Raw genomic sequence first — 13,655 nt, 5'->3', positions numbered from 1 at the left:
TATTATCACTATATGATGTCAGGAACATATCCTATTTTCTCTGACACAATATTTACATTTTAAAACAAATGGATAAAATCCATCCTCTTCAACATTTATCTAATTCAAGAGAATATTAAGCTAATCAAATCTCAATCATCAGAATAGAAAGAAAATAAATAACCGGCGCTGTGAAGATTACGCTGTCAAATCTGTCAAGGATTCCGCCATGGCCCGGAATTAATTTTCCGTAGTCTTTGATTCCCTGGTTTCTCTTGATCGCGGAGGCTGCCAGATCACCTACCATGGAGATCAGTGCCCCTACTGCGCAGATTACTGCATATTCCAGTATCGGTCCCTGTGTTGCTGCCGCGTAGATCACACCGAGAAATGCTGCTCCCACTACACCGCCAACTGCTCCCTCTACTGATTTCTTAGGGCTCAGGATCGGTGCCATCTTATGTTTGCCGATAAGCATTCCCCCACAGTATGCGCAGGTATCGCATCCCCAGGAACATAAGAAAATAAGCCATACATGGAACTTTCCGCCCGGCAGGCTTCTGGTCAGATAGATAAATGACAGCATCACTGCCACATAAACAATTCCAAACAGTGCAGGCATCACCTGTACTGCTTCATATTTCGGATAAGTGAATACATACACAAACATGATCAGTACCAGACCGAAAATGATCGCCAGTACGCCGTATTTCTCAAAATCAAGCAGCATTGCCAGATAATAAAGCACTGCCCCTGCATATCCTGCTGCTGCCAGCAGATTTAACTTGCCATCCTGCACCTTCATTACTTTATATAATTCACTCATTCCGATAAGTGAAACAACAAGAAGTGTAAAAAACAGCACATAGCCGCCACTGATAATGGTGGCAAGTGCAATGATCACAAGCAGGATTCCGCTTAAGAGTCTTGTCTTAAACATCGATTACTCCTCCTTTACTCCCCCGTATCTTCTGTCTCTCTGATTGTATTTCTCAATGGCTTTGACCAGTTCTGCCTTGTTGAAATCCGGCCATGCTACGTCTGTGAAATAGAATTCTGTATAGGCAAGCTGCCATAACAGGAAGTTGGAAAGACGTAATTCTCCGCTTGTGCGGATCATCAGATCCGGATCCGGGATTCCTGCTGTGTCCAGATAATTCTCAAATACATGCTCATCAATTTCTTCCGGTTTCACTTTACCGTCAATTGCATCTTGTGCAAGTTTGCGGATACCTCTGACGATTTCATCCCTGCTGCCGTAATTTAATGCAATCTGGAAATAGATTTCATCGTATTTGCTAGAGTATTCTTCCAGACGTACAATGCTGTCCTGGATATCCTGATCAAAGGCAGAAATTTCACCGATCACGCGGACTCTCATTTTATTTTTGTCTGCCAGCTTGATGCATTTCTTAAGGTAACTGCGGAACAGTTTCATCAGTCCGTCTACTTCTTCTCTGGAACGTTTCCAGTTCTCTGTGGAAAAAGCGTATACAGTTACATACTTGACGCCCAGTTCTTTCATGTAATCGCAGACTGTTTCCAGGTTTGCGCATCCTTTTACATGACCGTAGCTTCTCGGCATTCCTTTTGCTTTCGCCCAGCGGCCATTGCCGTCCAGAATAATGGCTATATGATTTGGTACATTCATACTCTCTTGTTTCCTTTTCTTATTCTGTTATATTTTATTTATTGTTCACCAGCATCATCTCTCAGATATTCCTCCGGCAAAGTAAACAATATATTACTATTCACTCCGTGCCCGGTAATACCTTTTGCGATGCAAAGAATTTATGCTAGTCACATTACTTCATTCAGACAAAAAGAGAGCCCGCATCATGGAGCTCTCCTTTTCGTTTCCCTTATACGGTCATGATCTCTTTGCTCTTTGCATCCACTGCCGCATCAACTTCTTTGATGTATTTGTCTGTGCTCTTCTGGATCTTATCCTCAAGCTCTTTTACTTCGTCCTCAGATACATCCTGTTTTGCAAGTTTCTTGAATGCATCGTTTGCATCACGACGGATGTTGCGGACTGCAACTTTGGCAGCTTCGCCTTTTTTCTTAACGTCTTTTACCAGTTCTTTACGGCGTTCCTCTGTAAGTTCCGGGAATACAAGGCGGATTACTTTACCATCGTTGCTTGGGTTTAAACCAAGGTCAGAAACAAGGATTGCTTTCTCGATTCCTTTGATCAGGCTGGATTCCCATGGCTGGATCTGGATCATACGTGCTTCCGGAACAGTGATGTTTGCCACCTGCTGAAGTGGTGTCGGAGCTCCATAATAATCTACTGTAAGTTTGTCAAGGATATGCGGGTTTGCACGTCCTGCACGGATTGTAGCCAGTTCGCTGTCAAGGCTTGCCAGTGTCTTTTTCATTTTGTCTTCATATTTCTGAATTCTTTCATCCATTAGGTTATTCTCCCTCTTTTATAGTTTTTGTTTCGTATATGAAATACCGGGGTTTCAAAAATCTCTCTTCGTACGCTCAGATTTTCTTGTCCCTCAATTTCTTTCTGTAAATTTATACAGTAACTTTAGTTCCGACAAATTTACCGTGAACTGCATTGATGATGCTGTCTTTCTCATCCAGTGCGAATACCAGCATCGGCATCTTCTGCTCCATGCACATGATAGACGCTGTCAGGTCCATAGCGGCCAGTTTCTTTGCAACTACTTCTTCGATGGAGATCTCATCGTATTTTACTGCGTTCGGGTTTGTCTTAGGATCGCTGTCATAGATTCCGTCAACTGCCTTTGCAAGGAGGATTGCTTCTGCTTCAATCTCAACTGCACGAAGTACGGTAGCTGTATCTGTTGAGAAGTACGGATGTCCTGTACCGCCTGCAAAGAATACGATCTTGCCCTGTGCAAAGCTCTCTTCTACAGCATCTTTGGAATAAAGGCTTGTGAAAGCGCCGCATACAAATGGGGTAAAGATCTCTGTCTTTAATCCAAGGTATCTGCAGATGTCAGATACATAAATACAGTTCATAACTGTTGCAAGCATACCAATCTGGTCAGCTTTATTTCTATCGATGGTCTCGCTTGTACGTCCTCTCCAGAAATTACCTCCGCCAATCACGATACCGATCTGCAGACCCTCTTCTGCAATTGTCTTGATCTGCTTTGCAACTTCAATAACAGTTGCCTCATCAAATCCGGTTTTCTTCTCTCCGGCAAGGGCTTCACCACTTAATTTTAATAATACACGCTTCATAAATAACTGTCTCCTAAAATTAAATTTATCGCAGATAACAGAAGTTGATGATACCTGTCTCAAAGAGGCAGACATCACTTCTCCTCTTCTGTTACATTGGTATTCTTATTTTACCATATTCCGGCAACAATTTCATTACCATTTTCATCAACTGTGGTAGAAACTGTGAAATTGCTGTAATAGTGGAATCCTGTTTTGCCTGTCTCAGGGTCATCCTCATAGCTGCTGCCCTGCGGAGAACCACATGCACTCTCAAGTGCGTCCAGAGACTGACCGATGTACTGCTCTGCTGTAGAGATCATATCTCCACCGTCGCCCGGATCATCTGGATCGTCGGTATTACCACCGCCATTTCCGTCACCGTCCGGATCTGTATCAGAGCCGCCATTTCCATCGCTGTCCTGACCGCCTGTGCCGCCATTATTTCCGCTGTCACTGTTGTTATTATTGTCTGTAGAGTCTGTATTATCTGTAGAGTCTGTATTATCTGTAGAATCTGTATTACTGCTGTCTGTAGAATCTGACTCAGAATCACTGCTGTCATCCAGTCCCAGACGTTTCTTTACTGCTGCAAGTGTGGACACTTCTTTTGTTGAAGTACCTGTCAGATATTTAGCATACGGAATGGCATCATCATCTGTGCCGTCCATGCATAATGTAATCTGTGAAATCGTTCCAAGAGGAATGTCACGGAAGAAGCATTCGTTCTTGTCTTCATCTGTATATGTGATACGGATATCATAAGAAGCCGTCATTTTGTTAGATGATGTTGTCTGTGTATCTGATGTATCCGTTCCCGATGTCTGCGTACTTGTTGCCTGTGTATTTGCTGTCTGCATATAATACAGTGCTTTGTCCTTGTCTGTCAGAGTAAACATTCCATTGATCAGGTCGTCTCCCCATACGTCATCCTCGTCTGCATCATAATCCTCACTGTCTTCATCCACATGAGTACGGATATAGAGTGACTGGATGTCATCTCCTGTATTATTTACAAATACAATCTTAGATGCTGTGGAAGTCTTCTCTCCCATTACATTCTTTATATCTTCATCTGATGTCTGCTGCATATCTACCATATCGACTGCCTTGGTTACTTCAGGAGTCGGGGTAGCTGTTGCCTCTACAGGCGTTTCTTCTGTTGTCTGTTTCTTACCACATCCGGCAGCTGCCACTGTCATTACCAGCAGACCTGCCAGTATTAAATAACGTTTTTTCATAATATATTCCCTCCTGCTATATGGAATATCTTTTTTCTTTTACATTGTCATTTTTTTCAATTTCCTATTATTGCAGAGTATCGAAAACTTGTCAACCAAACCTCTACTGATTTCATACAATTTTAAGACTTTTAGTTACTGTTCACAGGCCAATGGTATTTAGATAATCTATACCATTGCGGAGTGAACAGTAACGACTTTTACACATTGTCCGTGAACTGCAGTCCCACAAAACAACTCGAAGAAATATGCCGGATAAAACACATTAGCAGAATACAATGGCTTTTATCTGTCAGAGTTTCGTATTTCTATATTCATTTGCAGAAATTCCCTCTGTCTTCTTAAATACTCTGGAAAAATGTGCCACGTCTGTAAATCCGACCATTTCTGCCACATCAGCGATCCTATATGCCGGGTCTTTGAGAAGTTCTTTTGCATGACGCACACGGATACAGTTGAGGATTTCTGAGAAGTTCTTTCCCTCTTCTTTGTTCAGAAGCTTGCTTAAATGCCACTGGCTTACATAGGTCATCTCCGCAACCTGCGTCAGCGTGATCTTCTCATTATAATGCTCTTCTATGTATTGAAGCGCATTTTTCACAACGAAATTTCCTGCTGCAAGAGATTCTTCCGCTGCTTCTTCTCCTGTGATTGCTTTCTTGCTCAGACGTTCGGTCATTGTCTTTAATGCTTCTTCCAGTTCCGACATATTGGACGGTTTCAGAAGAAATCTGGATACACCGAGACGGATAGCTTTCTGGCAATAATCAAACTCCCGGAATCCTGTCAGGATGCTGATCTCCATGTCCGGAAACTCTACCTTCAATGCCGCGATCATGGATAGTCCGTCCAGTCCCGGCATGCAGATATCTGAAAAAAGGATGTCCGGTCTTTCCCTGCGGATGACTTCCAGACCCTCTTTGCCATTACAGGCAGTTGCAGCGATCCTGCAGTGATACTGTTCCCATGGCAGAAGTCTTGACAGTCCTTCCACAATGATCGGTTCATCATCAATAATAACCACTTTATACATAAAAAATCCCCCGTTTTTCCCATTTCTTATTATTGCACAAAAGGGAACACCCCCTGTAATCAGCGGATGCTCCTTTTTATGCAATACCTTATATTTCATTTTTTCGGATTTCTGTTTTTTCTGTCGATATCTGTTGCTATACGTCAGATACCAGCTCGCAATTACATCAGAAATCTTTTTATCAACTTTTATTAACCCTTAACTGCTCCGGCTGTCATTCCTTTTATGATATATTTCTGTAAGAAAATATATACGATAATGACCGGAATAACTACCAGTGAAACCGTAGATGCCATCAGTCCGTAGTTGGTTCCCTCTTTGGATGTGAGCATCTGCATCAGTCTGGTGATCGCCCAGAACTTCTTATTTCTCAGGAAGAACATCTGTGTGAACAGATCATTATAGCTCCAGAGGAATGAGAAGATCGCTACTGTTGCAAAGGATGGTTTCGTCAGTGGTACGACCACCTTGAAAAATGTCTGGAATGCATTGCTGCCTTCCATATATGCTGCTTCCTCAAGTTCGATGGGAAGACTCTTAATGTATCCTGTCAGTACCACGATGGCAAAGGACAGGTTTCCGGCGATCTGTGGCAGGATTACACATAACAGATTCAGAAACAGGGAATTGGTTGCTGTGATACCCATTCTGTTCTCCAGCTGATATACCGGAATGATGGTTGAGAATACCGGGAACATCATTCCCGCAACGACCAGACTCATCAGAAATCCTCTGATCTTAAACTGGTATCTTACCAGTGCAAAGGATGCCATTCCTGCAAGCAGAATAACTGCCAGCGCTACTGTTCCGGAGATGATCATACTGTTTCTGTATGCCGTTGCGATCCCCAGTCTCTCAAACGCCATCTTATAATTGGCTGTAGTAAAAAGTTCTCCGACAGGAAGCGAAAAGGAATCTACCATGATCTTATCTTTTACCTTAAAGGAATTAAGCACAACCCATACGATCGGATAAATCGTAGTCACTGCCCTTTACCATATGGCAGATATATGCTTTCTTATCTTTTACTGTGTATACAGCAGAACCTTTTTTCTCTACTTCCGGTGCGTCTTTCCAGATTTCTGCATTTCCCTGTGTGACGATGTTTTTTCCGTCCAGCACAATTTTTACATTTGCGTTGTCATAAAAGTGCAGCAGTGATTCAAAGCAGTAATTGAGATTCAGTCTGTGTACAAGTACGCCCCATGGACGGTATGTGGCAGAATCTACAAGGTTTCTCACCAGATAAAGCCTGCCGTCTGCCTGGTAAATGCCGATGGATGTCTCCAGATCCTTTGCAAATTCCAGAACATCGTCGCAGTCTTTTTCCCAGAATGTTTTCAGCTGATTGTAGCTGCCTCCCGCCGGTGTGTTATAGCTTGTCATCTTGTATACCTTTGGTGCTCGCAGCAACATAAATACACTGCTGGAAATTTCTTTTCGTTTTCCATACTGCTTTGCCATATAGTACTGACCTTTGTTGTATACCGTGTCAAAGTTTACGCTGCCTTTACGAAATTCGTCATAATAACTGTACAATGTTTTGTCATATGTGGCCTGGCGTGAATCGCTGATGGCACTGTCAATCCGTTCGATACTGTTCTGATTATCCATTTCAAGCTGTGCTGCCATACGCTCCAGACCGGTCTTCTCCTGCCGGTCTGCCATGATATGCCCCACAAGTGCCAGCATCAATACAAATGGAAGCGCCCAGTATAACAGGATCATGCCTACCATCTTCCATTTGACTGATGTGTTTTTCCCTCTCTTCATAATTTCCCCCATCATTTCATAAAACTTTTCTTAATATAGACAGAAAGGACTGCCATGCTACTCTGGCAGTCCTGTGTCATCTCTTTTTGGTCATATTTATTTTATTCTGCAAGTTTCATCAAAAGTTCTACACACTCTTCCTCTGACAAAACCGATGTATTCAGGCAGATATCGTAATTCTCCATCTTTCCCCATTCATGACCTGTATAAAAATCATAATAATCTCTTCTCTGGCGGTCTTTGTATGCGATCCTGTCAAGTGCCTCTCTCTGAGAAAGATTTTTATTCTTCTTGATCCGTTTAATACGGTCTTCCATATCAGATGCATAAATATACACGCGAAGCAGCTGGTTATCGTCTTTCAGAATCTGGTCTGCGCATCTTCCAACAAAAACACACGGACCTTCCTGTGCCAGACGTTTCACTGCTTCTTCCTGTGCATGAAACATCTTCTCAGGAATCGTCTGGCGTCTTTTATCTTGTGATTCTTCTGACATCATTACTCCGATCGCATAGAGAAGACTGGTCTTGCCTTTAAATTCGTCAATGACCTCCTGGCTGATCCCATGTCTCTCTGCTGCTTTCAGCAAAAGTTTACTGTCGTAAAAGGGGACTCCCATCTTCTCTGAAAGCAAAGCTGCAATGTGTCTTCCACCGCTTCCATACTGTCTGCTGATCGTGATTGTTTTCATAGGGGCACCACTCCTTTCAGCTCATCTGCCTGAAAATGAATTGTTATTTTTTTATCTAGCCATATTATAAAAATTTTCGAATATTTTTGCAATATCCATTAGAATTTTCATAACATTTCACAATTCTAATCTAAAGGATTTGATAATATTGCTAGAGCATGTACAAAACACGCTCTAGTACAGGTTCTTAACCTTGAAGTCGCGCTCTGCTTCTCTTCTCTGATCTTTCTTCGCGATATCCTGTCTCTTGTCGTAGAGTTTCTTGCCTCGGGCCATGCCGATCTCTACTTTTACAAGACTGTCTTTGAAGTAAACTTTCAGAGGTACTAAAGTTAAACCTTTTTCTTTGAGCTTTGCTTCAATCTTATTGATCTCGTATCTGTGAAGCAAAAGCTTACGGATTCTCAGCGGATCCTTGTTGAAAATATTACCTTTTTCATAAGGGCTGATATGCATTCCGTAGATGTAAACCTCTCCGTTCTCTACACGGATAAAGGATTCTTTGATGCTGCATTTGCCCATACGCAGGGATTTTACTTCTGTTCCTGCAAGGGCAATGCCGGCTTCATAAGTATCTTCTATAAAATAGTCATGAAATGCCTTTTTATTATTGGCAATCAGCTTCATTCCTTTTTTCTTTGCCATAATATCCTCCAAGCCATTTTTATACAGTTATAACATATTTTTGCTATAAATTACAGATTGTCCGGCAAATAAAATGATTTATCGGATTTCCGTTAGATTTACATGTAAATACATGCAAATTTGTTGCTTAATTTTCTTCCTCATTATCCCAGACATTGGAAACCAGTTCAAAGTCTACAGTTTTGAGCATTTTATCTGCATCTGCCACACGGACACGGACTTTATCTCCAAGCTTGTAGACTTTCTTTGTCATCTCACCGCGAAGTTCATAGGTTTCCTGGTCAAAAATATAGTAGTCATCACGCAGAGTGTTGACATGTACCAGACCTTCTACTGTGTTTGGAAGTTCCACATAGAGTCCCCATCCGGTAACACCTGAAATAATTCCCTCGAACTCTTCGCCCAGATGATAGGACATATATTCTGCTTTCTTCAGCTTGTCTGATTCACGCTCCGCCTCATCTGCCCGGCGTTCACACACACTGGACTGTCTCGCAACTTCATCCAGAATTTCCGCATAGTGTTCTGTTCTTCCCTCACGCATCAGTCTGCCTCGTAAGTTATCCTTGATGATCCTGTGGATCTGCAAGTCAGGGTAACGTCTGATCGGAGATGTGAAATGGCAGTAATATTTTGCTGCCAATCCGAAGTGACCACTGCATTCTGTGGTGTATTTCGCCTGTTTCATGGAACGCAATACCAGACGGCTGATCATTGCTTCATTCGGAAGTCCTTCGATGCTTTCAATAATCTGCTGGATTTCTTTTGGAGTGATCTCTTCTTTTGCTTTCTGGATCTTTACTCCCTGATTGTGAAGCAATGTCAGAAGACTCTCCACTTTCTCAGGATCCGGATTATCGTGGGTTCTGTATACAAACGGAATCTCTTCTGTGCAGTATTCCTGTGCTACAGTCTCGTTTGCCATCAGCATGAAATCCTCGATGATCTTAGTTGCCACATTTGCTTCATATGGCTTTACGTCGATGGCTTTTCCTGCTGCATTCAGAATGATCTTGCTCTCCGGGAAATCAAAGTCAATAGATCCTCTGTGATGACGGCTGTTTCTTAAGATTCCAGACAGTTCTTTCATCATAAAGAACATCGGTATCAGTTCCTCATAGCGTTTCTTTGCGTCTTCATCTGTGTCTTCAAGAATGTTCTTTACATCAGTATAACACATACGCTCATTTACGTTAATCACTGTTTCTGCGATCTGGTGCGAAACTACCTTACCTTTTTCGTTGATGTCCATCAGACAGCTTAATGCCAGGCGGTCTTCTCCCTGATTCAGGGAACAGATTCCATTGGAAAGACGTTCCGGAAGCATTGGTACAACACGGTCTGCCAGATAAACACTGGTTCCACGTTTCAATGCTTCTTTGTCCAGGGCACTGTTATACTGTACATAGTTGCTTACATCTGCGATATGAACTCCAAGATGGTAAATGTCTCCTTCTTTTGTCAATGAGATCGCATCATCCAGATCTTTGGCATCTTCGCCGTCAATGGTGACCGTCTGCAGATGTCTCAGATCCAGTCTGCCGTCTCTGTCTGCATCCAGCACATGATCCGGGACACGCTGTGCCTGCTTCATTACTTTCTCCGGGAATTCGCTCGGAATTCCGAAACTCTTGACGATTGCCAGAATGTCTGTGCCCGGTGTGCGGATATTTCCAAGGTTCTCCTTGATTTTTCCCTCAGGATTCTTATTCTTGGAGCCGTAATCCGTGATCACTGCGATTACTTTATCTCCATTTTTGATTCCTGCTGCTTCTTTACGTGGGATAAAAATGTCTTTAGAGAATTTCGGGTTGTCACTGATCACGAAACCGAAGTCACGGTTTAACTGGTAAGTACCTACGATTTCCGGCATGCCACGTTCCAGAACTTTGACTACTACGCCTTCTTTGCGCTTGCCTTCTTTCTGTCCGTCACGGATAATGATACGTACTTTGTCCTGATGCATAGCTGTGCCAGTATCAGACTCAGGGATAAAGATGTCCTCTTCCTGTCCTTCGATTTCTACGAAACCGAAGCCTTTCGGATGACCGATGAAAGTTCCCTCTGCCTGAATTCCCTCAAGGTACTCTTCCTTATAACTGTCTTCCTCCCGGAAATCTCTGTCGCGATTTCTTCCGCGGCTTTTCTCTTTGGCCTTGTCTCTGTTCTTATCTTTCAGTTTGTCTTTTTTCTTTTTGCCATGGTCTGCGCCATATTCTTCTCTTCGGTCATCATAGTAACGGTCGTCTTTTTTCTTCTTCCATTTTCCTTTGACCTTTTCGTATCTGCCTTTGTTGTCTACGGATACTTTTCCCTCATAGCAAAGTTCATCCAGAACATCGTAGAGGTCTCGCTTCTCTTCTTTGGAAAGTCTCAGAAGTGTAGAGATCTCGCGGAGTCTCATTGGTTTATAAATGGGATCCCCCAGCAGTTCCAGGATAAACTTCTTTCTTCGTTCTATATCTTTTTTCTTCATGTTACTCCTTTAATTCATAACTTATAAAATATCAGGTGAATAAATGTATTCCCATTCCCTCGTAGCTTGAATCAGACGGATAAAATCATCCACATTTGCGTCTCACTCATAGCCAATCTAAAAGTGCAGTTGTTCTCTTTTTCATTCGAGACAATGTTCAATATCATTAATGTCAGGATAAAAAGGTATGGAATCCGATATCATATCATTTATTATATCAGAAAAGTGATTCAAAATGTTTTTATATGACATAAAAAACACCCTTGTACGTGACAAGAGTGTTTCCAGTTTCATTCTAAATTAACCCAGCATATTTAACGCTACAGAAATTACGAAAAATAAAACTCCCATAATAGTAGTAGCCTTAACAAGTCCGCCCTCCATGGAACGACCCTTGTTCTTACCCCAGTATGTCTCTGCTGCTCCGGCAATGGCACCAAGTCCCTGCTGCTTACCTTCCTGCATAAGAACTACGACTGTAAGGGCGATGCAATCTATTATGAAAATGATACTCAGAATAATCTTAACAATCTGCACTTCGTTACACCTCCTAATCAACTGAGTTTCATTGTAACATAGCCGGAAGGGGATTTCAACTACATTTCGGAGTTTTTAACAGGTTTTTTCGGCCTCTTTAAAAGGATTTTCATACACTTCCAGCTCTCCCAGCGCCTCATGAATGCGCAGAAGCTGGTTGTATTTGGCGTTTCGGTCTGAGCGGCAGGGGGCTCCGGTTTTAATCTGGCCAGCGCCTATGGCTACTGCGAGGTCTGCGATAAAGGAGTCTTCGGATTCGCCTGATCTGTGGGAAATTACGGCTCTGTATCCGGATTTCTGAGCCATTTCTACGGCATCCAGTGCTTCTGAGAGAGTTCCGATCTGGTTTACTTTTACCAGAATCGCATTGGCTGCCTGCAGTCTGATTCCGCAGGCGAGACGCTTAATGTTGGTTACAAACAGATCATCACCCACAAGCTGGATCCTTTTTCCAAGTCGCTCTGTCATCTGCTTCCATCCCTCCCAGTCGTCTTCTTCGAGACCGTCTTCGATGGAAACGATCGGGATTTTCTCGATCAATTTCTCATAATAATCAATCATCTCTCCTGCATCTCTGAGGACTTCTTCGCCTTTCATCTTTCCCTCACCCGGAAAAACGTATACGCCTCTTTCTTCATCATACAGTTCACTGGCTGCGGCATCAATAGCAATGCAGATGTCTTTCTCCGGTTCATAGCCTGCTTTTTTTACTGCTTCTATGATCAGTTCCAGAACACTTTCCGAATCAGGAAGGTCTGGTGCAAAGCCGCCTTCGTCGCCTACTGCAGTTGACAGATTTCTGTGCTTCAGGATGATTTTGAGAAACTGGTACACTTCTGCGCACATGCGGATAGCATGTTCCATGTTTTTTGCACCAACAGGCATGATCATGAACTCCTGCAGGTCTACAGTATTATCTGCATGGCGTCCGCCGTTAAGGATATTCATCATCGGAACTGGCATCTGTCTTGTGTGACAACCGCCCAGATACTGATATAAGGGAATCCGAAGTGCCGCTGCTGCCGCTCTCGCCACTGCCATGGATACTCCCAGAGATGCGTTTGCTCCTACATTACTCTTATTATCTGTACCATCTGTGTCTATGATCTTCTTATCGATAAAAGTCTGGTTCAGAGCATTTTCTCCAAGGATTGCTTCTGCCAGTTTTGTGTTTACATTCTCTACTGCTTTCTGGACACTGAGGCCTACATAGCAGTCTTTTTCTCCGTCTCGTAATTCTACTGCTTCAAACTTACCGGTTGAAGCTCCTGAAGGGACAATCGCCCTTCCTGTATATCCATTGATCCCGATCACACCTTCGCCTACTGTAACTTCAACTTCTACAGTAGGGTTTCCTCTGGAATCCAGTACTTGTCTTGCGTGAACCCTTCTTACAGGCAGATAACGTAACATTTTTTGAGCCTCCTGCTTCTTTTTATGAAATATGCGGATAAACACATCCGCTTTGCTGCTACAAACGTTAACAAACTATCCCTCTGCAATGTCTGTACTTCAGCATTTTATTTGTTTCATACGCATAGCTTTTCCAGATACTTTGATGAATATGCGCTGTATGCTGGCGGTTCTTAAACGATATTTCGATGCATTGCTACTTATATGTTGTATCTTTGTGTATCGTACTTTTGTATCTAAACCTGATTCACTCTGGTTATTTTATAAATCCCATATAATTTTCAGAATATTTTATCAGCATAAATCATTTTAATTGTTTCTTTTAAATATTTTTATAAGTTTTTAGTTTTTATGCTTGACATTTCAATTATTATCTGTTATAGTAAGCTCATAAAACAAAAGGGATTACGGAAAACAAAAAAGAAAAGGAGTGAGACCACCGAAAACATAATTTCTTCTTTATAATTTAAGAAAGCGAGGTACAGACCACCAGAATAGTTAAAGTTTCAAATTCATGATTTATAATTTATGAAAGGCAGGTACGGACCACCAAGAACTTAAAGTTTTAAATCCAACTAAGTTTTATAAGTTCCTATTAATAAAAAGGAAGGTACAGTCCAATGAAAACCTAACGATTTACCCTATTTAAAAGCAACAAAACATCA

13 protein-coding genes are annotated in these 13,655 nt (G+C 42.2%); all 13 read right to left on the bottom strand.

The window, feature by feature from the left end; translation table 11 throughout:
• Positions 1–124: 124 nt before the first annotated feature.
• Entirely contained in the window at positions 125–919 is a 795-nt protein-coding gene (locus ACTNES_RS03655; RefSeq protein WP_441038525.1) for a phosphatidate cytidylyltransferase, read from the bottom strand.
• A gap of 3 nt (positions 920–922) precedes the next feature.
• Positions 923–1,630 carry an isoprenyl transferase gene (locus ACTNES_RS03650; RefSeq protein WP_216459636.1) on the bottom strand — a complete coding sequence of 236 codons (708 nt, stop codon included), beginning with the start codon at positions 1,628–1,630 and terminating at the stop codon, positions 923–925.
• Positions 1,631–1,841: 211 nt separating this feature from the next.
• Positions 1,842–2,393, bottom strand: a complete 552-nt coding sequence (frr, locus tag ACTNES_RS03645) for a ribosome recycling factor (RefSeq protein ID WP_216459635.1) — start codon at positions 2,391–2,393, stop codon at positions 1,842–1,844.
• Positions 2,394–2,505: 112 nt separating this feature from the next.
• On the bottom strand, positions 2,506–3,201 hold the full coding sequence (gene pyrH, locus ACTNES_RS03640; RefSeq protein WP_216459634.1) for a UMP kinase: 696 nt from the start codon (positions 3,199–3,201) through the stop codon (positions 2,506–2,508).
• Positions 3,202–3,311: 110 nt separating this feature from the next.
• Positions 3,312–4,421 (bottom strand): hypothetical protein, encoded by a 1,110-nt coding sequence (locus ACTNES_RS03635; RefSeq protein WP_291817932.1) that lies wholly within the window; start codon positions 4,419–4,421, stop codon positions 3,312–3,314.
• A 292-nt stretch (positions 4,422–4,713) separates the two neighbouring features.
• On the bottom strand, positions 4,714–5,454 hold the full coding sequence (locus ACTNES_RS03630; RefSeq protein ID WP_291817929.1) for a response regulator transcription factor: 741 nt from the start codon (positions 5,452–5,454) through the stop codon (positions 4,714–4,716).
• A gap of 191 nt (positions 5,455–5,645) precedes the next feature.
• On the bottom strand, positions 5,646–6,440 hold the full coding sequence (locus ACTNES_RS03625) for a carbohydrate ABC transporter permease (protein WP_320813585.1): 795 nt from the start codon (positions 6,438–6,440) through the stop codon (positions 5,646–5,648).
• Entirely contained in the window at positions 6,403–7,227 is an 825-nt protein-coding gene (locus ACTNES_RS03620) for a hypothetical protein (RefSeq protein ID WP_291817957.1), read from the bottom strand. Before ACTNES_RS03620 ends, ACTNES_RS03625 begins: the two co-directional genes overlap by 38 nt.
• A 101-nt stretch (positions 7,228–7,328) precedes the next feature.
• A complete protein-coding gene (locus tag ACTNES_RS03615) occupies positions 7,329–7,919 on the bottom strand; it encodes an AAA family ATPase (protein WP_291804546.1) in 591 nt (196 codons plus the stop codon).
• Between the two features lie 174 nt (positions 7,920–8,093).
• Positions 8,094–8,564, bottom strand: a complete 471-nt coding sequence (smpB, locus tag ACTNES_RS03610; RefSeq protein ID WP_025580321.1) for an SsrA-binding protein SmpB — start codon at positions 8,562–8,564, stop codon at positions 8,094–8,096.
• A gap of 127 nt (positions 8,565–8,691) precedes the next feature.
• Complete coding sequence (rnr, locus tag ACTNES_RS03605) at positions 8,692–11,040, bottom strand: ribonuclease R (RefSeq protein WP_216459629.1); 2,349 nt, start codon at positions 11,038–11,040, stop codon at positions 8,692–8,694.
• A 300-nt stretch (positions 11,041–11,340) separates the two neighbouring features.
• On the bottom strand, positions 11,341–11,577 hold the full coding sequence (gene secG, locus ACTNES_RS03600; protein ID WP_216459628.1) for a preprotein translocase subunit SecG: 237 nt from the start codon (positions 11,575–11,577) through the stop codon (positions 11,341–11,343).
• A 75-nt stretch (positions 11,578–11,652) separates the two neighbouring features.
• Positions 11,653–12,990: a phosphopyruvate hydratase gene (gene eno, locus ACTNES_RS03595; protein WP_441038524.1), complete on the bottom strand. Its 1,338-nt coding sequence runs from the start codon at positions 12,988–12,990 to the stop codon at positions 11,653–11,655.
• Positions 12,991–13,655 lie beyond the last annotated feature (665 nt).

Origin of the sequence: Blautia sp. HCP3S3_D9 (assembly GCF_052063845.1) — a bacterium.
Lineage (GTDB): Bacteria > Bacillota > Clostridia > Lachnospirales > Lachnospiraceae > Blautia_A.
This window is presented reverse-complemented; position numbering and strand designations above follow the sequence as displayed.